This window comes from Burkholderia humptydooensis (assembly GCF_001513745.1).
Taxonomy (GTDB): Bacteria; Pseudomonadota; Gammaproteobacteria; order Burkholderiales; family Burkholderiaceae; genus Burkholderia; species Burkholderia humptydooensis.
The window spans coordinates 3,226,815-3,252,180 of the sequence record NZ_CP013380.1 but is presented as its reverse complement, the minus strand read 5'-3'; the positions used below and the strand labels follow the sequence as shown (position 1 = coordinate 3,252,180).

Here is a 25,366-nt window from a genome sequence, read left to right as displayed (position 1 = left end):
CCCGCGCTGGCGGGGTTTTTTCTTTTGGGCCGGTGGTTTTGCGATGCTGGCCGATCAGCAGGGCTGTGCTTTGCATGGAACCGGAGCAAGCGCCGGTCGATAGGAGATGAGGATGCAATCGGCGATCAAACCCGTCGAGTACGACCGCCCGATCGCGGCAGGGGCGGCCTGCGGCGTTGGCGAGGCATGGGCGAAGGTGCCGGCGGCGCTCGCCCCCGACGAGCGCGACGCGCTGAAGGCGCGAATCAAGGCACTGCTCGAGCGTGAAAGGGCGGTGCTGGTTGCGCACTATTACGTCGATGCGGACCTGCAGGCGCTCGCGGACGAAACGGGCGGCTGCGTCGCCGATTCGCTCGAGATGGCCCGCTTCGGCCGCGATCACGACGCGCAGACGCTCGTGGTGGCCGGCGTGCGCTTCATGGGCGAGACCGCGAAGATCCTGAGCCCGGGCAAGCGCGTGCTGATGCCCGACCTCGACGCGACGTGCTCGCTCGATCTCGGCTGCCCGGTCGACGAGTTCTCGCAGTTCTGCGACGCGCATCCGGATCGCACGGTCGTCGTCTACGCGAATACGAGCGCCGCCGTGAAGGCGCGCGCCGACTGGATGGTCACGTCGTCGATCGGCCTCGAGATCGTCGCCGATCTGCACGCGCGCGGCGAGAAGATCATCTGGGCGCCGGACCGGCATCTCGGCGGCTACATCCGGAAGAAGACGGGCGCGGACATGCTGATGTGGCAGGGTTCGTGTCTTGTGCACGACGAATTCAAGGGCATCGAGCTGGATCTGCTGCGCCGCGAATACCCGGACGCGAAGATCCTCGTGCACCCCGAATCGCCCGAGAGCGTCGTCGCGCTGGCGGACGTCGTCGGCTCGACGACGCAACTGATCGATGCTGCCGTGAAGCTCGATGCGCGGCGTTTCATCGTCGCGACCGATCTCGGCATTCTGCACAAGATGCGGCTCGCGGCCCCCGGCAAGACCTTCATCGAGGCGCCGACGGCCGGCAACAGCGCGACGTGCAAGAGTTGCGCGCATTGCCCGTGGATGGCGATGAACGCACTGTCGAACCTCGCCGACGTGCTCGAGCGCGGTCACAACGAGATCTTCGTCGATACGGCGATCGCCGAGCGCGCGCGCGCGCCGATCGACCGGATGCTCGATTTCGCCGCGCGTCACCGGCAGCGCGTGCAGGCGAGCGGCGATCTGCAGCGCGACCAGTCGCTCTTTGCGAACGTGGGGGCCGCATGACGATCGACGCGGTGTCGCCGCTCTTCGCGGAAATCTCGCGCGAATACGGCGCCGCGTTCGACGCGGCGATCGTGCGCAATGTCGCCGATGCGCTCGCCGAGGACGTCGGCAGCGGCGATCAGACCGGGCGTCTCGTGCCGGACGACGGCGCGCCGCGCCGCGCGCGCGTGATCGTGCGCGAGGACGCGGTGCTGTGTGGCGTGCCGTGGTTCGACGCGGTGGTGCGCGTGGTCGATCCGTCGATCGAAGTCGACTGGCGCTATCGCGAAGGCGACAGGATGACGGCCGATTCGACCGTCTGCGAACTCCGCGGCCCTGCACGCTCGCTGCTGACGGCCGAGCGCAACGCGCTCAATTTCCTCCAACTGCTGTCGGGCGTCGCGACCGCGACGCGCCGCTACGTCGACCGGATTGCCGAGACGCGCACGCGGGTTCTCGATACGCGCAAGACGCTGCCGGGCCTGCGGCTCGCGCAGAAGTACGCGGTGCGCGTGGGCGGCGGCGCGAACCAGCGGCTCGCGCTCTACGCGGGCATCCTGATCAAGGAGAATCACATCGCGGCGGCGGGCGGCGTCGGCGAGGCGCTCGATGCGGCGTTCGCGCTGAACGCCGACGTGCCGGTGCAGATCGAGGTCGAAACGCTCGACCAGTTGCGCACGGCGCTCGCACACGGCGCGCAATCGGTGCTGCTCGACAATTTCACGCTCGACATGATGCGCGACGCGGTGCGCATCACCGAGGGCCGCGCGGTGCTCGAGGTGTCGGGCGGCGTGAACTTCGATACGGTGCGCGCGATCGCCGAGACGGGCGTCGATCGGATCTCGATCGGCGCGCTGACGAAAGACGTGCGCGCGACCGATTATTCGATGCGTATCGTCGAATGACATGATGGCTGCGCGCATCGCGGATGCGCGCAGCCGGGCTGAAGAAAAGGCCGCCGGCGCTCGATGCGCGGGCGGCCTTTTTTATCGCGCGCCGCCTGGCCGATGCGCGTCGTGCCGCGCGGCCGGCCGTCGTTATTTCGGCGCGCGCCGCGGCGGCGTGAGCACGGTCGGCAGCGCCTTCGGCAATGCGTGCGGCCAGTCGCGGCTGTAGTGCAGCCCGCGGCTTTCGTGGCGCGCCCGCGCGCTGTCGACGATCAGCGATGCGACGTCGACGAGATTGCGCAACTCGAGCAGATCGCGGCTCACGCGGAAGTTCGCGTAGTACTCGTGGATCTCGTCGCGCAGCAGCTTGAGCCGATGCTGCGCGCGCTCGAGGCGCTTGTCGGTGCGCACGATGCCGACGTAGTTCCACATCAGGCGGCGCAGTTCGTCCCAGTTGTGCGCGACGACCACTTCCTCGTCGGCGTCCGCGACGCGGCTCTCGTCCCACGCGGGCAGCGGGCCGTGCGTCGCCGAATCGTAACCGGCGGCCTCGATTGCCTCGGCGGCCGCGCGGCCGATCACGAGGCATTCGAGCAGCGAATTGCTCGCGAGACGGTTTGCGCCGTGCAGGCCCGTGTATGACGTCTCGCCGACCGCGTACAGGCCCGCGACGTCGGTGCGCCCGGCCAGATCGGTGACGGCGCCGCCGCATGTGTAGTGCGCGGCCGGCACGACCGGGATCGGCTCCTTCGAGATGTCGATGCCGAACTCGAGGCAGCGCGCGTGGATCGTCGGGAAATGCTCGCGCAGGAACGCTTCGGGCTGGTGGCTGATGTCGAGATACACGCAGTCGATCCCGCGCTTCTTGATCTCGAAGTCGATCGCGCGCGCGACGATGTCGCGCGGGGCGAGCTCCGCGCGCGGATCGTGCGCGGGCATGAAGCGGGTGCCGTCCGGCAGCTTGAGGAGGCCGCCTTCGCCGCGCACCGCCTCGGAAATGAGGAACGACTTCGCGTACGGATGGAAGAGGCACGTCGGATGGAATTGGATGAACTCCATGTTCGCGACGCGCGCGCCCGCGCGCCACGCCATCGCGATGCCGTCGCCCGTCGCCGTGTCCGGGTTCGTCGTGTACAGATAGACCTTGCCCGCGCCCCCCGTCGCGAGCACCGTGTGCGGCGCCTCGATCGTCACCGTGCGGCCCGTCTGCACGTCGAGCGCATAGAGGCCGACGCAGCGCCGGCCCGGCAGGCCGGGCAGCCCGAGGCGATCGGACGTGATCAGGTCGATCGCGTGGTGATCCTCGAAGAACGTGATGTTCGGATGCGTGCGCGCGCGCGCGGACAGCGTCGCGAGCACCGCGTGGCCCGTCGCGTCCGCCGCGTGGATGATGCGGCGATGGCTGTGGCCGCCTTCGCGCGTCAGGTGAAAGCCGAGCTCGGCGGCGTCGTCCTTCGTGAACGGCACGCCTTGCGAGATCAGCCATTCGATCGCCTCGCGGCCGTGCTCGACGATGTAGCGCGTCGCCGCTTCGTCGCACAGGCCGCCGCCCGCGATCAGCGTGTCGCTCACGTGATTCTCGACGCTGTCCGCCGAATCGAGCACCGCGGCGATGCCGCCTTGCGCGTAGCCGCTCGCGCCCTCCATCATCGACCGCTTCGCGATCAGCGCGACGCGTCGCGTTTGCGCGAGATTGAGCGCGACCGACAGACCGGCGAGGCCGCTGCCCACGATCGCCACATCGAAATTCATCTGCATCTCCGTTTCTTGCGCGTTTTGTCTTATCTTTCCCGCCATGCGCAATGCGGCGGAAAGGGCAGAGCATACCGCGTCGGAGAAACGCTTGCGTGCCCGCCAACGCAAAAAGCCCCGCGATTGCGGGGCTTTTCGTCGTCGTCAGGCTCGTTGAAACCGGAGAATTACTTGATCTTGGTTTCCTTGTACGCTACATGCTTGCGGGCGACGGGATCGAACTTCATGATCTCCATCTTTTCCGGCATGTTGCGCTTGTTCTTCGTGGTCGTATAGAAGTGACCCGTGCCCGCGGTGGACTCGAGCTTGATCTTGTCGCGTGCGCCTTTCGCCATGTTCGTGCTCCTTGGACTTAGGCTTCGCCGCGTGCGCGCAGGTCAGCGAGCACGGAATCGATGCCGTTCTTGTCGATCAGGCGCAGGCCGGCGTTCGAGACGCGCAGACGCACCCAACGGTTTTCGCTCTCCACCCAGAACCGGCGGTTTTGCAGATTCGGCAGGAAGCGACGCTTCGTCTTGTTGTTGGCGTGGGAAACATTGTTGCCGCTCATCGGCGCTTTCCCAGTTACTTGGCATACGCGTGCCATGAGAGCACTCCTAATACGCTGAATTCGGGTTCGATCGCCGGTGAAGGTTCTCTTCCTCGCATGGCCGCGTGAGCTTAGGCCTTGCCGGGAAAAGCGCCTCCGATCCGTGGTCGGCCTGACGACCTGCCACGAGACCGCTTCAGCGGCTTCAGAACTGGTTGGAAAAAAGACAGACGGCGATTCTAACAGAAAAACTTCAGGAAAATCAAACCCAATTTCGCATGCGGCTGTTGCGGGGCGCGGGGCCCGCGGCGAGCTAGATCCAGCCCGCCTGCGCGAACGAAAACGTATCGCTCGCGCCGACGACGAAATGATCGATCAACTTGACGTCGACGAGCGCGAGCGCGTCGCGCAGCACGCTCGTCAGGCGCCGGTCCGCGGCGCTCGGCCGCACCGCGCCCGACGGGTGATTATGCGCGACGATGAGCGCCGCCGCATTCAGCGCGAGCGCACGCCGCACGATTTCGCGCGGATAGACGGCCATCCGCGTAAGCGATCCGTGCGCGGTTTCCTCCGTCTGCACCAGCCGGTGCCGCGCGTCGAGAAAGAGGCAGACGAATACTTCGCGCGGCCGCGTGCCGATCAGGAGCCGCAGATAATCCTCGACCGCGCCGGGCGAATCGACGAGCGGCCGCTCGCGGGCCTTCTCGGCGAGCGCGCGGCGCGCGAGCTCGACGACCGCGACGAGGATCGCGGTGCGGGCGGGGCCGATTCCGCGCAGGCCCTTGAAATCGTCGGGCGCCGCGTCGAGCAGTGCGCGCAGCGAGCCGAAGCGCGCGAGCAGCGTGTGCGCGAGCGCAAACACGTCGTGGCCGGGCAGGCCCGAGCCGAGCAGAAGCGCGACGAGCTCCGCGTCGGACAGCGCGGCGGGGCCGCGCGCGAGCAGGCGCTCGCGCGGCAGATCGCGGCCGCGGCGCGCGGCCGCGCGGGCCGGCAGCGCGACGACGGGCGGCAGCGCGGCGGGCGGCAAGGCGGCGGGCGGCAAGGCGGCGGGCGGCAAGGCGGCGGGCGGTGCGGTGGGCCGCTCGCGCGCGGGCTCGTCGTCAACGTTTTCTCCAGCCGAGAGACTCTCGTGCCGCATGCTGCTGACCTCCAATATCCTGCGTGCTCGCAAGGCGAATCGCGCCGGCATTCCGCTTCGATCGCCGAGGTGACTTACAATATGGGCTTTGCGCTGCGCCGCCCGCCGTTTTTCGGGCGCCGATTGAACGAGTACCCCATGAGCCTCATCGACCTTGCAGAAGTGAAGCCCGGTTCGCACGTCACGCTTCATTACCGGCTCGCCCTTGCCGACGGCGCCGACATCGTCAACACGTTCTCCGACAAGCCCGCCACGCTCCTCCTCGGCGCGGGGCAGCTCGCGCCGTCGCTGGAGGAGATTCTGACCGGCCTCAAGGCGGGCGACCATTCGACCTTCCGGCTAGCGCCCGAGCAAGCGTTCGGGCCGCGCAATCCGGACATGATCCAGCGCGTGTCGCTTGCGACGCTGCGCGAAAACGGCATGGTCGGCGACGATTTCGCGCCGGGGGACCTGATCGAATTCAACGCGCCGGACGGCGGCCGCTACGCGGGCGTGCTCAAGGAGATCGGCGAGACCGCCGCGCTCTTCGATTTCAACCATCCGCTCGCGGGCCAGGCGCTCACGTTCGAAGTGAAAATCATCGGGATTCTGTAATCATGAGCTCCACCGATACGCTGTCCGGCCAGGTTGCCGCGGCCGACGCCGAGATTCTGCTCGCCCAGCCGCGCGGTTTCTGCGCGGGCGTCGACCGCGCGATCGAGATCGTCGAGCGTGCGATCGCGATGCACGGCGCGCCGATCTACGTGCGCCACGAGATCGTGCATAACAAGTACGTCGTCGAGGACCTGAAGAAGAAGGGCGCGATTTTCGTCGAGGAACTCGAGGAAGTGCCGTCCGGCAACACGGTGATCTTCAGCGCGCACGGCGTGTCGAAGGCGGTGCGCGACGAGGCGGCCGTGCGCGGGCTGCGCATTTACGACGCGACGTGTCCGCTCGTCACGAAGGTGCACGTCGAGGTCGCGAAGATGCGCCAGGAAGGCGTCGACATCGTGATGATCGGCCACAAGGGCCACCCGGAGGTCGAAGGCACGATGGGCCAGGTGGAGCGCGGCATGCATCTCGTCGAGAGCGTCGAGGACGTGCGCAAGCTCGAACTGCCCGATCCCGGGCGCGTCGCGCTCGTCACGCAGACGACGTTGTCCGTCGACGACGCGGCCGAGATCATCGGCGCGCTCAAGGCGAAATTTCCCGCGATTCGCGAGCCGAAGAAGCAGGACATCTGCTACGCAACGCAGAACCGCCAGGATGCGGTGAAGTTCATGACGCCGCAGTGCGACGTCGTGATCGTCGTCGGCAGCCCGAACAGCTCGAACTCGAGCCGCTTGCGCGAGGTCGCCGAGAAGCGCGGCGTCGCCGCCTACATGGTCGACGCGCCCGAGCAGATCGACCCGGCCTGGGTCGCCGGCAAGCGCCGGATCGGCGTGACCGCCGGCGCGTCAGCGCCCGAGGTGCTCGCGCAGGCCGTGATCGCGCGCTTGCGCGAGCTCGGCGTGACCAACGTGCGGGCGCTCGAAGGCATCGAGGAGAACGTGTCGTTCCCGTTGCCGCGCGGCCTGAATCTGTCTTCCGCCGTCTGATCGCCGGTTTCGTTTCCGTCGGAATGCAAAAAGCGCGCCTCGGGCGCGCTTTTGTTTTGGGCGCGTTTTCCCCGGGAGCAACCATTCGGCACTAAGACAGTGCAACCCGGTTGCAATATCGTCCCGAACTCCGCTCTCAAAAAAGGTTGCAATGCAGGAAAACCCTGTCGAATCAGGAATATTGGTCGTCCTATAAATAGAGTTACAATGCGCCCGTTTTCAGGCCTGATGGCCTCGGAACATGGTTTTGGCAAGGCGCTGGAGACCTTATTCGATGCATCTGGAGTTGGTTTACGCCGGGCCCGTCGACGCGGCGGTTGCGCTCTTCGCAGCGGCCGCCGACGGACGCGACGGCGGGGCGGCGGCGCGGGTCGCGACAGCCTCGGCCGCCTCCCCGGGCGACGTGATCGTCGCCGGGGCCGGGCGTCCTGCGGCGAATTTCGCCGCGAAGCCGACTCGGATCAAGCGCGCACGCATCGACGTCGTCGCATCCGTCGGCATCGGCGCGCCGGGCGAGCCGGTTGCGCGACGGACGGCCGTCCGTCGCGTGGCGGCGCCGTCCCGACGTGCGCCGATTACGAGCGACGCAGTGCGCGCGATCGCCGACACCACGAGGCGCGCCATCCCGAGCGAAGCATTCGACGTGCCGCAGCCGATGTCGGCGTCCGCCCGCGAGGCGGCCGGCGTCACGCGCGGCCGCGTCGGCTCCGCGAGGGCTGGCGCATGGACGCTCTACGACTTCAAGGAGGCCAAGCACACCGTCCTCGAGTCGTGAACTACAGACGGGACTCGCGACGGCACCGAGGCTTCAGTGCGGTGCCGTTTTCGTATCCGTCCCGGCAAGACGCGCGGTCGCACAGTCCGCATCGTCCGCGCCGGGCCGGCATCACCTTACCGGTATTGATCAAGTACCCGCAGTGTCGTTGAGATCGCGCGATTCCATCGCTTATCCGCATGGCTGAGCGCGCATCCGGTGGCACGGGCCAAGGAGCTTTAAATGGATATTTTCGTCCAGCAGATCCTCAACGGACTGGTGCTCGGCAGTGTCTACGCCATCATCGCGTTGGGCTACACGATGGTGTACGGCATTCTCGGCATCATCAACTTCGCGCACGGCGACGTGCTGATGGTGGGCGCGATGGTCGCGCTTTCCGCGATCACGGTGTTGCAGAACCACTTTCCCGGGCTCGGCCACGTCGCCACGCTGACGATCGGGCTCGGGATCGCCGCGGTGGTCTGCGCGTGCGTCGGCTTCACGATCGAGCGCGTCGCGTACCGGCCGCTGCGTCGCGCGCCGCGCCTCGCGCCGCTCATCACCGCGATCGGCGTGTCGATCCTGTTGCAGACGGCCGCGATGATGATCTGGTCGCGCAACCCGCTGCCGTTCCCGCAGTTGCTGCCGACCGATCCGATCAACGTGATCAGGGCGGGCGAGAACAATCCGGGCGCGGTGATTTCGATGACCGAGATCACGATCATCATCGTCGCGTTCCTCGTGATGGCGGGGCTGCTCCTCCTCGTGCACAAGACGAAGCTCGGCCGCGCCATGCGCGCGATCGCCGAGAACCCGAACACGGCGAGCCTGATGGGCGTGAACCCGAACTTCGTGATCTCCGCGACGTTCATGATCGGCTCCGCGCTCGCGGCGCTCGCAGGCGTGATGATTGCGTCCGAATACGGCAACGTCCACTTCTACATGGGTTTCATCCCCGGCATGAAGGCGTTCACGGCCGCGGTGCTGGGCGGGATCGGCAACCTCGGCGGCGCGATGGTGGGCGGCGTGCTGCTCGGCCTCATCGAGCAGTTGGGCGCGGGCTACATCGGCAATCTGACGGGCGGGGTGTTCGGCAGCAATTACCAAGACGTGTTCGCGTTCATCGTGCTCATCATCGTGCTCGTGTTCCGGCCGTCGGGCCTGTTGGGCGAACGTGTCGCCGATCGCGCGTAAGGAGAACAACATGACATCCATTCAACCGATCGAAACGTCGGCTTCGCTCGTCGAGGAGCGCCATCCCGCGAAGACCGCCACCATCGGCATCCTGATCGCGGCGTTCGTGATCGCCGCGCCGCTCGTCATCGGCGCGGCGGGCGGCAACTACTGGGTCCGCGTGCTCGATTTCGCGATGCTGTACGTGATGCTCGCGCTGGGCCTGAACGTGGTGGTCGGCTTCGCCGGCCTGCTCGACCTGGGCTACATCGCGTTCTACGCGGTGGGCGCTTATACCGCGGCGCTCCTGAGCTCGCCTCACCTGACGTCGCACTTCGACTGGATCGCGCAGATGGTGCCGGGCGGCCTGCACGTGCCATTCTTCCTGATCGTGCCGATCGCGATGGCGCTCGCGGCGATCTTCGGCATCCTGCTCGGCGCGCCGACGCTGCGCCTGCGCGGCGACTACCTCGCGATCGTCACGCTCGGCTTCGGCGAGATCGTCCGGATCTTCATGAACAATCTCGACCGTCCGGTCAACGTGACGAACGGGCCGCAGGGGATCACCGGCATCGATCCCGTCCAGGTCGCGGGCTTCAACCTGTCGCAGACGCACGAGATCTTCGGCTTCTCGCTGCCGTCCGTGTACATGTACTACTACCTGTTCGTGCTCTGCGCGCTGCTCGTCATCTGGGTCTGCACGCGCCTGCAGCACTCGCGTATCGGCCGCGCATGGGCCGCGATCCGCGAAGACGAGATCGCCGCGAAGGCGATGGGCATCAACACCCGCAACGTGAAGCTGCTCGCGTTCGCGATGGGCGCGTCGTTCGGCGGCCTGTCGGGCGCGATGTTCGGCGCGTTCCAGGGCTTCGTGTCGCCGGAATCGTTCACGTTCTGGGAATCGGTCGTCGTGCTCGCGTGCGTGGTGCTGGGCGGCATGGGCCACATCCCGGGCGTGATCCTCGGCGCAGTCCTGCTCGCCGTGTTCCCCGAATTCCTGCGCTCGACGATGAGCCCGCTGCAGCACATGCTGTTCGGCCACGACATCGTCGATACCGAAGTGATTCGCCAGGCACTCTATGGCCTTGCGATGGTGGTCATCATGCTGTATCGCTCGGAAGGCCTGTGGCCCGCGCCGAAGCATGAGGAAAGGATCGCGAAACTGGCGAAGCGCGGCGGCAAGAAGCCGGTGCGCGCGTAAAGGACGTGGGACCGGCGCAAGCGCTGAAGCGCCAGCGCCGGTCGACACTGGAGAAAAGGTAATGAGCGAACAAATTCGACTGTCCGTCAAAGGCGTGAACAAGCGCTTCGGCGGCCTGCAGGCGCTGTCCGACGTCGGCCTCGAGATCCGCGAGGGCCAGATCTACGGCCTGATCGGCCCGAACGGCGCGGGCAAGACCACCTTCTTCAACGTGATCACGGGGCTCTATACGCCGGATTCCGGCGAGTTCAAGCTCGACGGCGCGGATTACACGCCGACCGCCGTGCATCAGGTCGCAAAGGCGGGCATCGCGCGCACGTTCCAGAACATTCGCCTGTTCGGCGGAATGACCGCGCTCGAGAACGTGATGGTCGGGCGCCACGTGCGCACGAAGCACGGCCTGCTGGGCGCCGTGTTCCAGACGCCCGCCGAGCGCAAGGAAGAGCGCGAGATCAAGGAGCGCGCGATCGAACTGCTCGATTACGTCGGCGTGCTGCAGTACGCGGATTACACCGCGCGCAACCTGTCGTACGGCCACCAGCGGCGCCTGGAGATCGCGCGCGCGCTCGCGACCGATCCGAAGCTGCTCGCGCTCGACGAGCCGGCGGCCGGGATGAACGCGACCGAGAAGGTCGAGCTCACGCGTCTGCTCGACAAGATCCGGTCGGACGGGCGGACGATTCTCCTGATCGAGCACGACGTGAAGCTCGTCATGCACCTGTGCAACCGGATGACGGTGCTCGATTACGGCAAGGTGATCGCCGAGGGTCTGCCGCAGGACGTGCAGAAGAATCCGAAGGTGATTGAGGCATATCTCGGCGCAGGGGTGCACTGATGGCAGCGGCAATGTTGAAAATCAAGGGCTTGCAGGTCAACTACGGCGGCATCCAGGCCGTCAAGGGCGTTGACATGGAAGTCCGTCAGGGCGAGCTCGTCACGCTGATCGGCGCGAACGGCGCGGGCAAGACCACGACGATGAAGGCGATCACGGGCTTGAAGCCGTATTCGGCGGGCGACATCGAGTACGACGGCCAGTCGATCAAGGGCGTGCCGCCGCACGAACTGCTCAAGCGCGGCCTGGCGATGGTGCCGGAAGGCCGCGGGATCTTCGCGCGGATGTCGATCGTCGAGAACATGCAGATGGGCGCTTATCTGCGCAACGACAACGAGCAGATCAAGAAGGACGTCGACCGGATGTTCGGCTTCTTTCCGCGCCTGAAGGAGCGCGCGACGCAGCTCGCCGGCACGCTGTCGGGCGGCGAGCAGCAGATGCTCGCGATGGCGCGCGCGATTCTGTCCAAGCCGAAGCTGCTGCTGCTCGACGAGCCGTCGATGGGGCTGTCGCCGATCATGGTCGAGAAGATCTTCGAGGTGGTGCGCGAGATCTCGAAGGAGGGCATCACGGTGCTGCTCGTCGAGCAGAACGCGCGCCTCGCGCTGCAGGCGGCGGACCGCGGCTACGTGATGGACTCGGGCACGGTCACGATGGAAGGCGACGCGAAGCAGATGCTCGACGATCCGAAGGTGCGCGCCGCGTATCTGGGCGAGTAAACGCCGATCGATGCCGGCCGCGCGGTTTGCGCGGGGTGGCGTTCATGAGGCCGTCACGGCGCGCCGTGGCGGCTTTTTGTTTTTCGGCGGCCTCCCGTTCGTTTTGCCGGGGCGGCGAATGTGTCAGGGGGCGCGCCGAGCGCGGCAGCGTGCGCGCGGAGCAACTGTCGCCCGCGTTCGCCGATCGGCCTATCGAAAACCGACACGCAGCTCAGGCACAATGTGTACGCTACCCTCGAACGGAGACGCACATGAGCCTCGATTACGGTTTCGTGAAAGCGAAGATCAAAGCGGTTGCGGGTCTGAAAGCGGCGGCGCGCGCGAACGAGACGCAGTATCACGTCCATTTGACGCTCGCGCTGCCCGACGGCGACTGGGACGTTGCGATCAACGTCGGCACCAACGACGCGGACGACTTGCTCAAGTACAAGCTCGTCTATGATTTCCATCATCCGGTCACGCAGACGCTCGCCGCGGCGGCGGAAGGCTATACGGACCTGACGGGCGGCGCTGCGCTGCCGGCGCTCGACTTCGTGCGCAGCGACGTCCTGAGCGAGACAGGCGCGTGGCGCATGAGCGACGTAATGGACGGCACCGAGCATCCGGAGCCGATTCCGTCGATGCTGCGGCTCGTCGACGCCGCGCGTCAGCAGAACCTCGATCTGTATGTGTTCGGGCGCACGTACGTCGAAGGCAACGGCATACACGATACGCACATGAACCAGGGATCGTCCGGGCCGCACTTCCTGCATCGGCCGGGCAACGACGCGAACGATCACAACGACGTGTGGCAGGACGGCGCGCTTTTCGTCGATCTTGGCGGCGAGCAATGGGCCGCGTACTTCGCGGCATTCGAGCAGCAGGCGGTGCCGACCGACGGCCTGGGCAATCCGCTGCCGGTCGCGGGGCCGATTTCGTAGGCGGGCGCGGCGATGCGGGCGGCGGCGCATGCCGCGAAAAACGGCGGCGCGGTGCGCCGCGTTCACTGCAACGTCAATCCGTCGCGAGCCGCTTGCCGAACGAGATGCGCTCTTCCGCGCGGTAGCCGAGCGCTTCGTAGAAACGGCACGCGTCGTCGTTGCCCGGTAGCACCTGCAGGTTCACCTTGGGGCAGCCGCGCGCGGCGAGCGCCGCCTCCGCATGCGCGAGCAGCGCGCGGCCGATGCCGAGCCGCCGCGCGCCGCGTTCGACCGCGAGCGAATACAGCCAGCCGCGATGACCGTCGTAGCCGGCCATCACGGTCCCGACGACACGCCCGTCGGCGGTCGCGACGAAAAACAGCTCGGGCTGCGTCGCGAGCTTGAGCTCGATCGAGCGCCGCGGATCGCGGTGCGGCGCGCTCGCGTCCGAATACGACGGGAACGCGTCGCGCCACACGGCGAGCACGGCGTCGGTGTCGCCGAGCCCGAACGGGCGGATCGCGACGTCGTTCGTGACGATCTCGGTCGACATGCGCGATCAGAGCGAATCGAGCACCGAACGCAGCATCGCCATCATCTGGTCGATCTCGTCGTTCGTCACGTTCAGGGCCGGCATGAAGCGCAGCAGGTTCGGGCGCGCGGCGTTCAGCAGCAGGCCGTCCGGCTGCATGTCGCGCGCCTTCTCGACGATCTGCGGGCCGATGTCCTTGCCGAGCAGGAGCGCGCGCAGCAGGCCTTCGCCGCGCTCGCCCTCGAAGCCGCGCTCCTCCGACAGTTCGAGCAGCTTGCGCTTCAGGTATTCCCCGCGCGCGCGCACGCCTTCGAGGAAGCCCGGCGCGACGAGCTGCGAGATCACCGCGTGGCCCGCCGCGGTCATCAGCGGGTTGCCGTTGTAGGTGCCGCCCTGGTCGCCCGCCTCGAACACCGCGACGTCCGCCTTCGACAGCAGCGCCGCGAGCGGCACGCCGCCGCCGATGCCCTTGCCGAGCGTCATGATGTCCGGCTCGACGCCGGCGAGCTCGTACGCGAACAGCGTGCCGGCGCGGCCGCAGCCGCTTTGCACTTCGTCGACGATGAGCAGCAGGTCGTGCTGCTTCGTCAGCGCGCGCAGTTGCCGCATGAATTCGCGCGACGCCGGGATCACGCCGCCTTCGCCCTGGATCGGCTCGAGCATCACGGCGACGGTCTTGTCGTTGATCAGCCGCTCGACCGAGTTGATATCGTTGATCTCGGCCTTCGGAAAGCCCGGCACCTGCGGCGCGTAGATCGTGTCCCAGCCGGCCTTGCCGCTCGCCGACATCGTCGCGAGCGTGCGGCCGTGGAAGCCGTGGTCGAACGTGATGATCTCGTACGCACCCTTCCTGAACTTGCGGCCCCATTTGCGCGCGAGCTTGATCGCGCCTTCGTTCGCTTCGGCGCCGCTGTTCGCGAAGAACACCTTGTCGAACACGCTGTGCTGCGTGAGGAGGCCCGCGAGCTTCGCCATCGGCTCGTTGTAGAACGCGGGCGACGGGTTCAGCAGCTTCTCGGCCTGCGCCTGCAGCGCCTGGACGAGGCCGTCGTTGCAGTGGCCGAGGCAGTTGACCGCCCAGCCCTGGATGAAATCCAGGTAGCGCTTGCCGGTGTGGTCGTAGAGCCACGAGCCCTTGCCGTGCGTGAACACGATGTCGGGGCGGTTCGTGATGTACATCAGCGAGTCGATCGGGTAGTCGTTCAGCGGCATAGCGGCAGGCTCCAGCGGGCAGTCGGCGAAAAGACAATAAAAAAAGCCACGGGATGCCGTGGCTTGGTGGTTCGAACAGCTTGTGCGTAACGGGGAAGCGGTTACGCGCGAGTCCGTGGCGAGCCGGCGGCATCCGTGCGGAGCGGCGAGCGGCGACGTCGGAGAGCGGACTGGAAGCGGTTCATGTGCGCAAGCATAAGGCATCACGCGGCCTCAAGTAAACCGCTGCGACGCGACAATTCCGTGTCGCGGCGGTTTTCCCGGGCCGCGCGGCGCTCAGACCGGGTGTGCGAGGTCCGCGGCGCTCGTGAACGAGTCCGCGTAGAACTCGTCGGCGGGCAGGCCATGGTGCTGCGTGAAGTCGCGCTGCGCGGATTCGACCATCACGGGCGCGCCGCACGCATACACCTGGTGCCCGGACAGATCCGGCAGATCCTCGATCACCGCGCGGTGCACGAAGCCCGTGCGGCCCGCCCACGCGTCGCTCGCGTCGGGCTCGGAGAGCACCGGCACGAACTTGAAGTTCGGGATCTCCTTCGCCCATTGCTCGGCGGCGTCGAGCAGATACAGGTCCTTCTTGCGGCGCGCGCCCCAGTAGAGCGTCATCGGGCGCTCGAGCTTCGCGTGGTGCGCGTGCTCGATGATCGCCTTGATCGGCGCGAAGCCCGTGCCGGATGCGAGCAGCACGATCGGCTTGTCCGAATCCTCGCGCAGGAAGAACGTGCCGAGCGGGCCTTCGAGGCGCAGGATGTCGCGTTCCTTCATCGCGCCGAACACGTGGTCGGTGAACTTGCCGCCCGGCATGTGGCGGATGTGCAGCTCGATCGGCCCTTCCTCGTGCGGCGCGGTCGCCATCGAATAGCTGCGGCGCGCGCCGTCCTTCAGGATGAACTCGATGTACTGGCCGGCCAGATACTGCAGGCGCTCGTTCGCGGGCAACTGCAGCCTCAGCACGATCACGTCGTCCGCGCGGCGCTCGAGCGCCGCGACGCGGCACGGCAGCTTCTTCACCTGGACGCCGTCGACGCCCGCGATCTCGCGCACGTCGACTTCGAGGTCGCTCTGCGGCTTCGAGCAGCAGAGGAGCGCGAGGCCGCGCGTGCGCTCGTCGTTCGACAGCGCCGATGCGGAATGCGGCCCCTGCTCGAACTGGCCTTGCACGATCGTGCCCTTGCACGAGCCGCACGCGCCGTTCTTGCAGCCGTAGGGCAGATGGACGTTCTGGCGCAGCGCCGCCGCGAGCACGGTTTCGTCGGCCTCGACCTGGAACTGCCGGCCGCTTTGCTTGAGGGTTACGTTAAAAGCCATAAGTCGTTGAGAACAAAAAGTGGGGACCGTGCAAGGCGTGCACGGCAGCTACAATGCATTCCTGCGGATCAACCGATACACCATGATTGCGACACGAATCCTGCGCCGGCCGCGCGTATTGATCGTCGGCTGCGGCGACGTCGGCCTGCGCTGCGCCGCGCAACTGCGCGCGCGGCGCGAGAACCTGCGCGTCGTCGCGCTGACGAGCCGGCGCTCGCGCTGCGCCGAACTTCGGGCGGCGGGCGTCGTGCCCGTCGTCGGCGATCTGGACGCGCGCGCGACGCTCGAGCGGATCGCGCGCGTCGCGCACGTCGTGCTGCATCTCGCGCCGCCGCAGGCCACGGGCGACGTCGATCGCCGAACGCAGGCGCTCATCGCCGCGCTCGCGTCGCCGCGGCGGCCGTCGCGTCAGTTCGCGCCGGCATACGGCAGGCTGCGCGCCGGGCGGGCCACTGCCAGATCGGCTCGGCCACTTTTTCGAGCATCGGCTATTGTACCCGACGCCCCGTCGCGTCCCGTCGTCGTCTACGCGAGCACGAGCGGCGTCTACGGCGATTGCGGCGGCGCGCGGGTTGACGAAACGCGGCCGGTGCGGCCCGCGAATCTGCGCGCGCAGCGGCGCGTGTCGGCCGAGCGTCAGCTTCGCCGCGCGACCGCGCGCGGTGCGCTGTCCGCGCGCATCGTGCGGATCCCCGGCATCTACGCGGCGAACCGGTTGCCGCTCGCGCGGCTCGAGAAGGGGACGCCGGCCCTCGCCGAGGCCGACGACGTCTATACGAACCATATTCATGCCGACGATCTCGCGTCGATTCTGTTGCGCGCCGCCGCGCGCGGCAAGCCCGCGCGGGTCGTCCATGCGAGCGACGATACCGAGCTGAAGATGGGGGACTACTTCGAGCGGATCGCGCGCGCGTTCGGCATGCGCAGCCCGCCGCGCATCGCGCGCGCCGAAGCGGAGCGGCAGCTCGAGCCGATGCTGCTGTCGTTCATGCGCGAGTCGCGGCGGCTCGCGAACGCGAGAATGAAGCGCGAATTGCGCATCGCGCTGCGTTATCCGACTGTCGACGACTTTCTGCGCACCGTGCCCGCGCCGCGCCCGGTCAAGTGATTGCCGGCAACGCCTCGATCAACAGGAAGCACAGCAGCGCGCCGATCAGCGCGCCAATCAGATTCGGATGATATTTGCGCTTCAGATGCATCGCGGTGAGCAGCCCGCCGATGATGATCGCGCCGAGCGCCGCGAACGCCAGTATCACGGACGATATTTCGATCGGATTGTCGATGGTCATGATGTCCCCCCAAACCTGGAACGTATTGTGGTTTGTTTCGAGTATAGCGGGGCTTGATGACACTGCCATGCTGCGATGCGGCATGGCTCGGGCCGCCGGGCGGCGGCCGTTCGGGCTTACCCTGACAGGGTTTTCGCCGTGCCGCGCAATGCGGCGAGATCGTGCTCGTCGAGCCAGCGCCATGCGCCTTCGGCGAGATCCCCGGGCAACGCGAAGCCGCCGATGCGCGAGCGATGCAACGCGTCGACGCGGTTGCTCGCGGCGGCGACCATCCGCTTCACCTGGTGGTATTTCCCTTCGGCGATCGTCATTTCGAGGAGTCGTTCTCCTCGGGCGACGGCGGCGAGCGCCGCGACCGGCTTCGGCTCGCCGTGCAGCAGCACGCCCGCGCGCAGCGCGTCGAGCTGCGCGTCGTCGAGCGGGTGGCGCACCGTCGCGACGTAGGTCTTCGGCGTCTTGCGCTTCGGTGACGTGTACGCATGGACGAACTGGCCGTCGTCGGACAGGAGCAGCAGGCCCGTCGTGTCCTGGTCGAGGCGGCCGACGCACTGGACGCCGCGTTCGGCGAACTGCGGCGGCAGCAGGCTGAACACGCTCGCATGATGCTGCGGCTCGCGCGAGCACTCGTAGCCCGCCGGCTTGTTGAGCACGACGTACGCGCGCGCGCGGTACGGCCAAGCGACGCCGTCGACTTCGAACACGAGCTGCGTGGTGTCGAACGACGCGTGCGCGTCGGTGCACGTCGCGCCGACGGCGGCGACGCGTCCCGCTTCGACGAGCGCGCGGCACTGGCGGCGCGACCCGAAGCCTTGCGTAAACAGAATGCTTTCGAGATCCATGGCGCGCGCATTGTACCAAGCGCATCAAACGCGGATCGGGAGAACGGTCGCGGCGCGCTCGTGCGCAAGCGCGCGTGGCGGCTGTTAAGCTCGGGGCCCCGCGGTCGCGCTTGCGACCGCCATTCCTCGTTCAAACGAAGGTAACGATGACCATGACGATCACTTCCGTCGCGCGGCGCGGCCTTGCCGCCGCGCTCGCACTCGCGCTGTCGGGCGCCGCATTCGCGCACGCGAAACCCGAGAAGACCGATCCGCCCGCGAATGCCGCGGTCGCGGCGCCGCAGGCCGTGTCGATCGACTTCACCGAGACGCTCGAGCCCGCGTTCAGCTCGATCGTCGTCGTCGATGCAGCCGGCGCGCCGGCCCAGGCCGCGAAGGCGGTCGTCGACGCGAACGATCGCAAGCGCATGTCGGTCGCGCTCAAGCCGCTGCAGGCCGGCGCGTATACGGTCAAGTGGGTGGCGGTTGCAACCGACGGCCACCGCACGCAGGGCCGCTATACGTTCACCGTGAAATAGGCGCCGGGCGAGGGGCCGCCGCGGTGTTCCGATGCGCGGCAGCGTTCGACGAATCCACATCTCGTCGATTCGCTATTCGAGATCGTTCGTCGCCGCGCCGGTTGCGCGGAAGCCGCGAATGTGTCCGCCGGCGTTCGGCGCGCGTTTCGCCGTTTTCCCGCTTCCGGACGGAGTCAAACGCGGCTAGCCGCTGAAAGCGCATCGAGCACGCGTGCACGATGCACGCACATATGCATATGCACGCACCCGCTCGTGCGCGCGACGGCACGCCGAAGCGCATCGCCGGCGGCGCGCTCAGCGCAGCCGCGTGACGACGGCGCGCGCGCCGAGCGTCGGCGCCTCGCCGCGATCGCCGGCGGCGCGCGGCCCGATCCGTATCCGCTCTTTCAGGAAATCGAGCAGCGCGTGCACGCGCATCGGCAGATGCTCGCTCGGCCCGACGAACACCGCGTTGATCTCTTCTTCGTCGCCCGGATTGAATGCCTCGAGCACCGGCACGAGGCGTCCCGCGTCGAGGTCCGCGTCGACGTGAAAGCGCGCGAGCCGCGCGAGCCCGAGCCCGGAGACGGCCGCTTCGCGGATGCTTTCGTTGTCGCCGAGCAGCAGGTGGCCGCCCGACGGCAGCAGGCGCTGGCCTTCCGCCGCGACGAACGGCCATGCCTTCGCGTTGCCGCTGAGGCCGATGCAGTTGTGGCGATCGAGATCGTCGGGCGTCGCCGGCACGCCGTTGCGCTCGAAATACGCGGGCGAGCCGACGACGACCATCCGGCTGCCGCCGAGCCTGCGCATCACGAGCCGCGAATCGTCGAGTGCGCCGGAGCGGATCGCGATGTCGCTGCGGTTGTCGAGCGGATCGACGGCCGCGTCCGACAGCACGATGTCGAGCGTGATGTCCGGATAGCGGCGCTGGAACTCGGGCAAGAGCGGCATCAGATGATGCTTGCCGAACGGCACGTGCGAATTGATCCGCACGCGCCCCTGCGGAATCGCGCCGTGCATCGCCTCGCGCTCGGCGTCGGCGATGTCTTCGAGGATGCGCACGCAGCGCTCGTAGAACGCGGCGCCTTCGGGCGTGAGCTGCAGCTTGCGCGTCGTGCGATTCAAAAGGCGCACGCCGAGCCGCGTCTCGAGCCGTTGAACGAACTTGCTGATCGCCGATGGCGTCATGTCGAGCCGTCGTCCCGCCGCAGAGAATCCGCACGACTCGATCACCTGAACGAACACGGCCATCTCGGAGAAACGATTGACCTCGCGCATGGACGTTTTGACGAGATTTTGAATGGATGAATCCTAGTATATCCGCGACTTGTTTTCGAACTCGCGGGATTTTCTTATGCCCGCGTTCATCGATTCTCGTCGATTCATCGTCGACCGTTTATCTCGCTTCGGCTGCCGAGTATTGGCGATTCATTGTGAGACGAACGTCTCGAACGAGCGCGCGTTCGTTTGCGCCGGCGCGTTAATGCGCCGGTGCGAAACGGCGGCGGCGTCCGGTTTCGCGCACCGCGTCGATCAGCGCGTTGCTGGCGGGCGTCGGTCGATGCGAGAACGCGTAGAAGCGCGCGGCGGGCAGCGCGGGCAGTGCGTCGTTCGGCCCGCATTCGCGCAGGCCGTCGCGCAACTGGCTGCGCGCGACGACGGTGACGGCGAATCCCGCGAGCGCGGCCGCCACGCAGCCCGCCATGCTGCCGCTTTCGAACGCGATCCGAAATGGCCGCAGCGCGTCGCTCAGCGCGGCGAGCGCCGCTTCGCGGTACACGCAAGGCTCGGGAAAGAGCGCGAGCGGCAGCGCGTCGTTTGCGTCGAGCGCGGCGCCGGATGCGAACGCCCATACGAGCGGCTCTTCCCACAGCAGTTCGCCGGCGTTGTCGTCGATGCGGCGGCAATGCTTGCCGAGCACGACGTCGATGCGGCCCGACGCCTGGTGCCGCAGCAGATCCGCGGTGATGCCGACCTTCAGCTCGATCGTCGCGCGCGGATGCAGTCGGCCGAACGCGTGCAGCACCTGCGGCAGCCACGCGCCGGCGAAATCCTCCGACGCGCCCACGCGCAGCCGGCCGTGCAGCGGCGAGCCGCGCAGCCGCGCACGCGCTTCGCGCTCCATCTCGACGATGTTGCGTGCATATGCATAGAGCGTCTCGCCCGCGGGCGTGAGCTCAACTCGCCGCGTCGTGCGGGCGAGCAGCACGGCGCCCGTCGCCTGCTCGAGCCGCTTGATGTGCCCGCTGACGGCCGACGGCGTGAGCGCGAGCCGCTCGGCCGCGGGCGCGAAGCCGCGGCTGTCGGCGACTTCGAGAAAGGTGCGCAGCAGCACGATGTCGAGCGACATCGCTGCCGAGTCCGACGGCGCATTCATGCGGATCACCGATTCAACGAGATATTCGAATAATAGATGATGATTCTTTGAGAATCGTGACGAGAGCCCGGGCTACGATCGACGTCACCGACCTGACAACCGGCGGAGACCCCGATGCCCGACTATCTGTTTGCGACGACCCCGCTGCTGGACGTCGCGTATCTCGAATGGAATCCGGACGGCGCGCGCACGGCCGTGCTGCTGCACGGCTGGCCGGACAGCCCGGCGTGCTGGAACGCGGCCGCGCCCGTGCTCGCCGACGCCGGCTATCGCGTGCTTGCGCCCGCGCTGCGCGGTTTTGCGCCAACCCGCTTTCGCGACGCGGCGACGCCGCGCAGCGGGCAACTCGCGGCGCTCGGGCGCGATCTGCTCGATTTCGCCGACGCGCTGGGGCTCGAACGCCCGGTGCTCGTCGGACACGACTGGGGTGCGCGCGCCGCCGCGAACGCGTGCGGGTTGCGTGAGCGGGCGGCGTCGCATCTCGTGATGCTGTCGGTCGGCTACGGCACGAACGACCCGAATCAGCCGCTGTCGCTGCAGCAGGCGCGCCGTTACTGGTATCACTGGTTCATGGCGACGTCGCGCGGCGAGCGAGCGGTGCGCGACGATCGCCGCGCGTTCGCGCGGACGATGTGGGACACGTGGGCGCCGGCGGGCTGGTATGCGCCGGAGGACTTCGACGAAGCGGCCGACGCGTTCGATGGGCCCGACTGGGCAGACGTCGTGCTGCATTCGTACCGGCACCGCTGGGGCTTCGCGAACGGTTGCGCCGCGTATGCGCACGACGAAGCGCGTCTGAATCCCGCGCCCGTTCTGTCCGTGCCGACGCTCGTGCTGCACGGCGGCGCGGACACCTGCAACCATCCGGACAGCTCCGCATCGCGCGAGCGTTTCTTCGCCGGACGCTACGAGCGCGTCGTACTCGATGGCGTCGGTCACTTTCCGCAACGCGAGGCGGCGGCGCGCGTCGCCGATGCGATCGTCGCGTTCTGCGCCGGCGCGTGAGCGCGACAGGGCGGCGGGCGCCGGTCCCCGCCGCCCGTTGCGCGCTCATGTCATCCGTCGAGCCGCTTCGTCCAGTCCTCGACCGCGCCGGCCTTCAGCCGCCGCTCGAACAGTTGGCGCCATGACGGCGGCAGCGCGTCGATGCGCGACAGCGCTTCGAGCGCGCCGGCATCGAGCGTGCGCCGGTACAGCACATCGAGCACGCTCGACAGCGGCCATTCCGGATGCGGCCGCTCGCGCAGCGCGAGTTCGCCGCCGGGCTCGACCCAGCCCTCGTCGAGCACGCGGTATTACCAGCCGGTCCGTCCGCTCTGCTGGACGCGCGCGGACATCTTCCGGAATCCGAAGCGTGCATTGAGCTTCCAGCACGGCTGCCGGGACTGCGAGACCTGCAGCGTCGCGCCGCCGAGCGTGAAGACGTCGCCGATGCACACGTCGCGCTCGGCGATGCCGCGCGTCGACAGGTTCTCGCCGAATGCGCCCGGCCGCGCGAGCACGTCGCGCGGGCCGATCTCGGCCGCCCATAGCGCATAGTGGTCGAACGCATAGTGATGGACCGCCTTGTCCGGGCCGCCGTGATGCTTGCGGTCGGCCTGCTCGTCGCCGGCGAAGCCGGTGCGCGCGAGCCACAGGCGCTCGTGCACCGGTTGCTTGCCGATCGCGCTCGCGTGCGCCGTATCCGCGAGCGGCCGTATCGCGCCGATCAGCAGCGCATCGAGTTTCGCGTTCATCGAATGCATGCGCGCCGTTCCGTTCACGCGTGAGCAGCGTCGCGCAGCGCGTCGAGAATCGCGGCGAGCTCGCGCGTGCGCTCTTCGCCGAGCGGGCGCAGCGGCTTGCGCGGCTCGCCCGCGTCGAAGCCCGCGAGCCGCAGCCCCGCCTTCACCGTGACGGGCAGCCCGCCCGCGACGATGAACTGCAAGAGCGGCAGTTGCCGGTGGAAGACGGCGCGGGCCGTGCCGAGATCGCCCGCGCGCATCGCTTCGTACAGCGCGAGCGGCAGGCGCGCATTCAGGTTCGGCGCGGCGGTGCACCAGCCGGCCGCGCCCGCCGCGAGCGCGGCGAGCGCCATCGGATTGCTGCCGTTGTAGAACGGGATCGCGCCGTCGCCCAGTTGCGCGAGCCGGTGCATGCGCTTGATGTCGCCCGTGCTCTCCTTGACCATCGTCACGTTGTCGACCGTGCGGAAGATGCGTGCGATCAGCTCGGGCGACATGTCGATGCCGCTCGTCGCCGGGTTGTTGTACAGCATGATCGGAATGCCGATCGCGTCGCCGATCGCGCGATAGTGGCCGACGATCGCTTCGTCGTCCAGCTTCCAGTACGACACGGGCAGCACCATGACCGCGTCAGCGCCTGCCTGCTCGGCGAACTTCGCGCGGCGCACCGCGTTCGCGGTGGTGAGATCGGAGATGCCGACGACGGCCGGCACGCGGCGGTCGACGGCGCGAATCGAGGCCGACGCGGCGGCTTCCCATTCGGCGTCGGACAGATAGGCGCTCTCGCCTGTGCTGCCGAGCGGCGCAATGCCGTGCACGCCGCTTGCGATCAGGCGTTCGACGAGCGCGCCGAGGGCGGTCGTGTCGACCTGGCCGTCGGGCGAGAAGGGGGTGACGGGGTAGGCGATGATGCCTTGCAATGGGTTGGACATGAGTCGGGGGCTCCGGAGTGTTCGATGTCGTCGGGTCGTCGTCGGTTCGCTATCGATTCGACGCGCGGGCAATTCGGCGGATCAGCCGAGGCAGTCGGGGTGATGGCGCAGCGCGCGCCGCGCGTAGTACGCGAACGTCACGGCGTCGCGCTTCGGCGTCGAGATCCAGTCGTGTGCGTCGGTCGCGAGCGCGGGCGGGATCGGCTCGATCGCGCCGGCCGCCATCGCCAGCAGTTGCAGCCGCGCTGCGCGCTCGATCAGGATCGCAAGCATGCACGCCTCCTCGATCGTTTTGCCGACGACGAGCTGGCCGTGATGCGACAGCAGGATCGCGCGCTTGTCGCCAAGCGCGTTCGAGATGATCTCGCCTTCCTCGTTGCCGACGGGCACGCCTGGCCAATCCTTCAGGAACGCGCAATCGTCGTAGAGCGGACAGGTGTCCATGTGCGACACGACGAGCGGCGTCTCTAGCATCGACAGCGCGGCGACGTGCGCCGGATGCGTGTGGATGATGCAGTTGACGTCGGGGCGCGCGCGATAGATCCACGTGTGAAAGCGGTTGGCGGGATTCGGAATGCCTTCGCCGCCGATCACTTCGAGATCCTGATCGACCTGCAGCAGATTCGATTCGGTGATCTCGTCGAAACCGAGCCCGAGGCGCTGCGTGTAGTACGTGTGCGGCGTATCCGCGCGGCACGTGATCTGTCCGGCGAGGCTGCAGTCGTGCCCGTCGTCGAACAGGATCCGACACGTGAGCGCAAGCTTCTCGCGCGCGGTCCACCCGCTATCCTTGATTTCGTTGTCGAGCCGCCGCTGCGCGAGCGCGACGAGCTCGGCCTTGCCCATCTTCAATGTGTCGACCATACCGCCTCCAGGATGTGAACGAATATGCCGTGTTCCTGACGCGTCGTCGCGGCGCATCAAGAACACGAAGTAGATTATAGGACACAAAGTGTCATATGATACAATCAGTTTTTCAAAAGACATTTGCCGTCATGACGATTCGTCTGAAGCTGCTGAGAAAGCAGAAAGGATGGACGCTCGACGTGCTGGCCGAAGCGACCGGCCTCACGAAGAGCTATTTGTCGAAGGTCGAGCGCGGCCTCAGCGTGCCGTCGATCGCGGTCGCGCTGAAGCTGTCGAAGGCGCTGCAGGTCGACGTCGAGCAGTTGTTCTCGGAGAGCCGGGATCGCGAGCTGATCACGGTCACGCGGGCGTCGGAGCGCACGTCGATGGGCAGCGTATCGAGCGTGCGCGCACGCACGTACGAGAGCATCGCGGCGGGCGTCGCGCCGAAGAGGCTGTTGCCGTTCATCGTGTATCCGCCGCGCGATTACGTGAGCTCGGCGTTTCGCGAGCACGAAGGGGAGGAGATGCTGTTCGTCCACAAGGGGCGTGTCGAGATCGCGTTCCCGAACGAGACGATCAAGCTGAAGACGGGTGATTCGGTTTATTTCAATGCGCTGATTCCGCACCGGATGCGCAGCGTCGGCGCGACGCAGGCGGAGGTGCTCGTCGTCGTGAGCAACGACGAGGGCGTGCGCGACGACGCGCAGTAGCGGCGGCGGACGACCGGGAGGAGGAGATCGATACGTGACGGGCGGGTGGTGTCCGCCGGCGACGGACGCGCGCGACACGGAGGGCGGATTGGCGAACGTGTCGCGCCGGTCGGCACGAACGCGGATCGCCGGTCAGCAAGGACTCACTCGTCGTTGCCGATTTTCATGAAGAGCCGGATCGATCGGATCGCATACGCGAGGCCGCCGACCACGACAAGCGCACCCAATCCCAGCAGCACGTTCTCGAGCGACAACGCGTTTTGAAGAGATAAAACAATACCTTGCATCTATTGCATTCTTCATATATTTGGATGTGGATTGTAACAATTCCCACTGAATCATTTCCGGAAGTTTGCATGTGGCGAAATTTTTGGCGAGCGGACGGGCGGTTTCTTTAGGCGGGACGCA

Annotated in this window: 28 protein-coding genes and 1 pseudogene; 14 read left to right on the top strand and 15 right to left on the bottom strand. The window is 67.3% G+C overall.

Annotated elements, in window-relative coordinates; all coding sequences use genetic code 11:
- The first annotated feature begins 112 nt into the window (after positions 1-112).
- The gene (gene nadA / locus AQ610_RS14545; RefSeq protein ID WP_009911505.1) at positions 113-1,249 is read left to right on the top strand and encodes a quinolinate synthase NadA; all 1,137 of its coding nucleotides are present in this window, start codon (positions 113-115) and stop codon (positions 1,247-1,249) included.
- On the top strand, positions 1,246-2,133 hold the full coding sequence (gene nadC / locus AQ610_RS14540; RefSeq protein WP_006024823.1) for a carboxylating nicotinate-nucleotide diphosphorylase: 888 nt from the start codon (positions 1,246-1,248) through the stop codon (positions 2,131-2,133). Before nadA ends, nadC begins: the two co-directional genes overlap by 4 nt.
- Before the next feature lie 132 nt (positions 2,134-2,265).
- Here the strand turns inward: nadC and nadB are convergent, their stop codons facing one another.
- The 4 genes from nadB to radC form a co-directional block, all read right to left on the bottom strand.
- A complete protein-coding gene (gene nadB / locus AQ610_RS14535; RefSeq protein WP_006024824.1) occupies positions 2,266-3,978 on the bottom strand; it encodes an L-aspartate oxidase in 1,713 nt (570 codons plus the stop codon).
- 56 nt (positions 3,979-4,034) lie between these two features.
- Positions 4,035-4,202: a 50S ribosomal protein L33 gene (gene rpmG / locus AQ610_RS14530; RefSeq protein WP_004185395.1), complete on the bottom strand. Its 168-nt coding sequence runs from the start codon at positions 4,200-4,202 to the stop codon at positions 4,035-4,037.
- A 17-nt stretch (positions 4,203-4,219) separates the two neighbouring features.
- Positions 4,220-4,453, bottom strand: a complete 234-nt coding sequence (gene rpmB / locus AQ610_RS14525) for a 50S ribosomal protein L28 (RefSeq protein ID WP_004186391.1) — start codon at positions 4,451-4,453, stop codon at positions 4,220-4,222.
- Between the two features lie 256 nt (positions 4,454-4,709).
- Positions 4,710-5,534: a RadC family protein gene (gene radC, locus AQ610_RS14520; RefSeq protein WP_043282060.1), complete on the bottom strand. Its 825-nt coding sequence runs from the start codon at positions 5,532-5,534 to the stop codon at positions 4,710-4,712.
- 138 nt (positions 5,535-5,672) lie between these two features.
- On the opposite strand from radC, the gene AQ610_RS14515 reads away from it, so the two are divergent.
- The 8 genes from AQ610_RS14515 to AQ610_RS14480 all read left to right on the top strand — a co-directional run bounded on the left by AQ610_RS14515 (position 5,673) and on the right by AQ610_RS14480 (position 12,710).
- Positions 5,673-6,128 carry an FKBP-type peptidyl-prolyl cis-trans isomerase gene (locus AQ610_RS14515; protein WP_009911510.1) on the top strand — a complete coding sequence of 152 codons (456 nt, stop codon included), beginning with the start codon at positions 5,673-5,675 and terminating at the stop codon, positions 6,126-6,128.
- A 2-nt stretch (positions 6,129-6,130) separates the two neighbouring features.
- Positions 6,131-7,111 carry a 4-hydroxy-3-methylbut-2-enyl diphosphate reductase gene (ispH, locus tag AQ610_RS14510; RefSeq protein ID WP_006024828.1) on the top strand — a complete coding sequence of 327 codons (981 nt, stop codon included), beginning with the start codon at positions 6,131-6,133 and terminating at the stop codon, positions 7,109-7,111.
- A 274-nt stretch (positions 7,112-7,385) separates the two neighbouring features.
- A complete protein-coding gene (locus AQ610_RS14505; protein WP_043282062.1) occupies positions 7,386-7,886 on the top strand; it encodes a hypothetical protein in 501 nt (166 codons plus the stop codon).
- A 222-nt stretch (positions 7,887-8,108) separates the two neighbouring features.
- Positions 8,109-9,059 carry a branched-chain amino acid ABC transporter permease gene (locus AQ610_RS14500; protein WP_006024830.1) on the top strand — a complete coding sequence of 317 codons (951 nt, stop codon included), beginning with the start codon at positions 8,109-8,111 and terminating at the stop codon, positions 9,057-9,059.
- Positions 9,060-9,069: 10 nt separating this feature from the next.
- A complete protein-coding gene (locus AQ610_RS14495; RefSeq protein WP_009911512.1) occupies positions 9,070-10,239 on the top strand; it encodes an ABC transporter permease subunit in 1,170 nt (389 codons plus the stop codon).
- A gap of 61 nt (positions 10,240-10,300) precedes the next feature.
- Entirely contained in the window at positions 10,301-11,074 is a 774-nt protein-coding gene (locus tag AQ610_RS14490; protein WP_009911514.1) for an ABC transporter ATP-binding protein, read from the top strand.
- Complete coding sequence (locus AQ610_RS14485; RefSeq protein WP_015600719.1) at positions 11,074-11,790, top strand: ABC transporter ATP-binding protein; 717 nt, start codon at positions 11,074-11,076, stop codon at positions 11,788-11,790. Before AQ610_RS14490 ends, AQ610_RS14485 begins: the two co-directional genes overlap by 1 nt.
- 251 nt (positions 11,791-12,041) lie before the next feature.
- Positions 12,042-12,710 carry a DUF2278 family protein gene (locus tag AQ610_RS14480; protein WP_009911518.1) on the top strand — a complete coding sequence of 223 codons (669 nt, stop codon included), beginning with the start codon at positions 12,042-12,044 and terminating at the stop codon, positions 12,708-12,710.
- A gap of 73 nt (positions 12,711-12,783) precedes the next feature.
- Here AQ610_RS14480 and AQ610_RS14475 read toward each other — a convergent pair whose 3' ends face one another.
- The 3 genes from AQ610_RS14475 to AQ610_RS14465 form a co-directional block, all read right to left on the bottom strand.
- On the bottom strand, positions 12,784-13,242 hold the full coding sequence (locus AQ610_RS14475) for a GNAT family acetyltransferase (protein ID WP_006024834.1): 459 nt from the start codon (positions 13,240-13,242) through the stop codon (positions 12,784-12,786).
- 6 nt (positions 13,243-13,248) lie between these two features.
- Entirely contained in the window at positions 13,249-14,433 is a 1,185-nt protein-coding gene (locus AQ610_RS14470; RefSeq protein WP_006024835.1) for an acetylornithine transaminase, read from the bottom strand.
- 276 nt (positions 14,434-14,709) lie between these two features.
- Positions 14,710-15,741, bottom strand: coding sequence for a CDP-6-deoxy-delta-3,4-glucoseen reductase (locus AQ610_RS14465; RefSeq protein ID WP_006024836.1), 1,032 nt, complete (start codon positions 15,739-15,741; stop codon positions 14,710-14,712).
- Between the two features lie 28 nt (positions 15,742-15,769).
- Here AQ610_RS14465 and AQ610_RS14460 point away from each other — a divergent pair, with 28 nt between their 5' ends.
- Positions 15,770-16,849: an NAD-dependent epimerase/dehydratase family protein gene (locus AQ610_RS14460; RefSeq protein WP_006024838.1), complete on the top strand. Its 1,080-nt coding sequence runs from the start codon at positions 15,770-15,772 to the stop codon at positions 16,847-16,849.
- On the opposite strand, the gene AQ610_RS14455 is transcribed toward AQ610_RS14460, so the two are convergent.
- Both AQ610_RS14455 and AQ610_RS14450 read right to left on the bottom strand, forming a co-directional pair.
- Positions 16,842-17,030, bottom strand: coding sequence for a hypothetical protein (locus AQ610_RS14455; protein ID WP_006024840.1), 189 nt, complete (start codon positions 17,028-17,030; stop codon positions 16,842-16,844). The genes AQ610_RS14460 and AQ610_RS14455 overlap by 8 nt on opposite strands.
- A gap of 116 nt (positions 17,031-17,146) precedes the next feature.
- A complete protein-coding gene (locus AQ610_RS14450) occupies positions 17,147-17,869 on the bottom strand; it encodes a 16S rRNA pseudouridine(516) synthase (RefSeq protein ID WP_006024841.1) in 723 nt (240 codons plus the stop codon).
- Between the two features lie 146 nt (positions 17,870-18,015).
- Between AQ610_RS14450 and copC the strand changes: the two genes are divergently transcribed.
- Positions 18,016-18,387 (top strand): copper homeostasis periplasmic binding protein CopC, encoded by a 372-nt coding sequence (copC, locus tag AQ610_RS14445; protein ID WP_006024842.1) that lies wholly within the window; start codon positions 18,016-18,018, stop codon positions 18,385-18,387.
- 294 nt (positions 18,388-18,681) lie between these two features.
- Here the strand turns inward: copC and AQ610_RS14440 are convergent, their stop codons facing one another.
- Together AQ610_RS14440 and AQ610_RS14435 are read right to left on the bottom strand one after the other, a co-directional pair.
- A complete protein-coding gene (locus AQ610_RS14440) occupies positions 18,682-19,644 on the bottom strand; it encodes a LysR family transcriptional regulator (RefSeq protein WP_006024844.1) in 963 nt (320 codons plus the stop codon).
- Between the two features lie 202 nt (positions 19,645-19,846).
- Entirely contained in the window at positions 19,847-20,743 is an 897-nt protein-coding gene (locus tag AQ610_RS14435; RefSeq protein WP_009911526.1) for a LysR substrate-binding domain-containing protein, read from the bottom strand.
- Between the two features lie 114 nt (positions 20,744-20,857).
- On the opposite strand from AQ610_RS14435, the gene AQ610_RS14430 reads away from it, so the two are divergent.
- A complete protein-coding gene (locus AQ610_RS14430; RefSeq protein WP_006024846.1) occupies positions 20,858-21,748 on the top strand; it encodes an alpha/beta fold hydrolase in 891 nt (296 codons plus the stop codon).
- A gap of 50 nt (positions 21,749-21,798) precedes the next feature.
- Here the strand turns inward: AQ610_RS14430 and AQ610_RS14425 are convergent.
- The 3 genes and pseudogenes from AQ610_RS14425 to AQ610_RS14415 form a co-directional block, all read right to left on the bottom strand.
- Positions 21,799-22,488, bottom strand: a pseudogene (locus AQ610_RS14425) (MOSC domain-containing protein).
- A 14-nt stretch (positions 22,489-22,502) separates the two neighbouring features.
- On the bottom strand, positions 22,503-23,399 hold the full coding sequence (locus AQ610_RS14420) for a dihydrodipicolinate synthase family protein (protein WP_009911529.1): 897 nt from the start codon (positions 23,397-23,399) through the stop codon (positions 22,503-22,505).
- Between the two features lie 81 nt (positions 23,400-23,480).
- Entirely contained in the window at positions 23,481-24,263 is a 783-nt protein-coding gene (locus AQ610_RS14415) for an aldolase (protein ID WP_009911530.1), read from the bottom strand.
- Positions 24,264-24,394: 131 nt separating this feature from the next.
- On the opposite strand from AQ610_RS14415, the gene AQ610_RS14410 reads away from it, so the two are divergent.
- The gene (locus AQ610_RS14410; protein WP_009911531.1) at positions 24,395-24,958 is read left to right on the top strand and encodes a helix-turn-helix domain-containing protein; all 564 of its coding nucleotides are present in this window, start codon (positions 24,395-24,397) and stop codon (positions 24,956-24,958) included.
- A 143-nt stretch (positions 24,959-25,101) separates the two neighbouring features.
- Here the strand turns inward: AQ610_RS14410 and AQ610_RS36850 are convergent, their stop codons facing one another.
- Positions 25,102-25,245: a stress-induced YchH family protein gene (locus AQ610_RS36850; protein WP_015601877.1), complete on the bottom strand. Its 144-nt coding sequence runs from the start codon at positions 25,243-25,245 to the stop codon at positions 25,102-25,104.
- Positions 25,246-25,366: the final 121 nt, after the last annotated feature.

Coding starts and splice junctions, on each gene's coding strand:
- nadA (WP_009911505.1), top strand. CDS start 113: ATGCAATCGGCGATCAAACCCGTCGAGTACGACCGCCCGATCGCGGCA.
- nadC (WP_006024823.1), top strand. CDS start 1,246: ATGACGATCGACGCGGTGTCGCCGCTCTTCGCGGAAATCTCGCGCGAA.
- rpmG (WP_004185395.1), bottom strand. CDS start 4,202: ATGGCGAAAGGCGCACGCGACAAGATCAAGCTCGAGTCCACCGCGGGC.
- rpmB (WP_004186391.1), bottom strand. CDS start 4,453: ATGGCACGCGTATGCCAAGTAACTGGGAAAGCGCCGATGAGCGGCAAC.
- radC (WP_043282060.1), bottom strand. CDS start 5,534: ATGCGGCACGAGAGTCTCTCGGCTGGAGAAAACGTTGACGACGAGCCC.
- AQ610_RS14515 (WP_009911510.1), top strand. CDS start 5,673: ATGAGCCTCATCGACCTTGCAGAAGTGAAGCCCGGTTCGCACGTCACG.
- ispH (WP_006024828.1), top strand. CDS start 6,131: ATGAGCTCCACCGATACGCTGTCCGGCCAGGTTGCCGCGGCCGACGCC.
- AQ610_RS14505 (WP_043282062.1), top strand. CDS start 7,386: ATGCATCTGGAGTTGGTTTACGCCGGGCCCGTCGACGCGGCGGTTGCG.
- AQ610_RS14500 (WP_006024830.1), top strand. CDS start 8,109: ATGGATATTTTCGTCCAGCAGATCCTCAACGGACTGGTGCTCGGCAGT.
- AQ610_RS14495 (WP_009911512.1), top strand. CDS start 9,070: ATGACATCCATTCAACCGATCGAAACGTCGGCTTCGCTCGTCGAGGAG.
- AQ610_RS14490 (WP_009911514.1), top strand. CDS start 10,301: ATGAGCGAACAAATTCGACTGTCCGTCAAAGGCGTGAACAAGCGCTTC.
- AQ610_RS14485 (WP_015600719.1), top strand. CDS start 11,074: ATGGCAGCGGCAATGTTGAAAATCAAGGGCTTGCAGGTCAACTACGGC.
- AQ610_RS14480 (WP_009911518.1), top strand. CDS start 12,042: ATGAGCCTCGATTACGGTTTCGTGAAAGCGAAGATCAAAGCGGTTGCG.
- AQ610_RS14475 (WP_006024834.1), bottom strand. CDS start 13,242: ATGTCGACCGAGATCGTCACGAACGACGTCGCGATCCGCCCGTTCGGG.
- AQ610_RS14470 (WP_006024835.1), bottom strand. CDS start 14,433: ATGCCGCTGAACGACTACCCGATCGACTCGCTGATGTACATCACGAAC.
- AQ610_RS14465 (WP_006024836.1), bottom strand. CDS start 15,741: ATGGCTTTTAACGTAACCCTCAAGCAAAGCGGCCGGCAGTTCCAGGTC.
- AQ610_RS14455 (WP_006024840.1), bottom strand. CDS start 17,030: ATGACCATCGACAATCCGATCGAAATATCGTCCGTGATACTGGCGTTC.
- AQ610_RS14450 (WP_006024841.1), bottom strand. CDS start 17,869: ATGGATCTCGAAAGCATTCTGTTTACGCAAGGCTTCGGGTCGCGCCGC.
- copC (WP_006024842.1), top strand. CDS start 18,016: ATGACCATGACGATCACTTCCGTCGCGCGGCGCGGCCTTGCCGCCGCG.
- AQ610_RS14440 (WP_006024844.1), bottom strand. CDS start 19,644: ATGCGCGAGGTCAATCGTTTCTCCGAGATGGCCGTGTTCGTTCAGGTG.
- AQ610_RS14435 (WP_009911526.1), bottom strand. CDS start 20,743: ATGAATGCGCCGTCGGACTCGGCAGCGATGTCGCTCGACATCGTGCTG.
- AQ610_RS14430 (WP_006024846.1), top strand. CDS start 20,858: ATGCCCGACTATCTGTTTGCGACGACCCCGCTGCTGGACGTCGCGTAT.
- AQ610_RS14420 (WP_009911529.1), bottom strand. CDS start 23,399: ATGTCCAACCCATTGCAAGGCATCATCGCCTACCCCGTCACCCCCTTC.
- AQ610_RS14415 (WP_009911530.1), bottom strand. CDS start 24,263: ATGGTCGACACATTGAAGATGGGCAAGGCCGAGCTCGTCGCGCTCGCG.
- AQ610_RS14410 (WP_009911531.1), top strand. CDS start 24,395: ATGACGATTCGTCTGAAGCTGCTGAGAAAGCAGAAAGGATGGACGCTC.
- AQ610_RS36850 (WP_015601877.1), bottom strand. CDS start 25,245: ATGCAAGGTATTGTTTTATCTCTTCAAAACGCGTTGTCGCTCGAGAAC.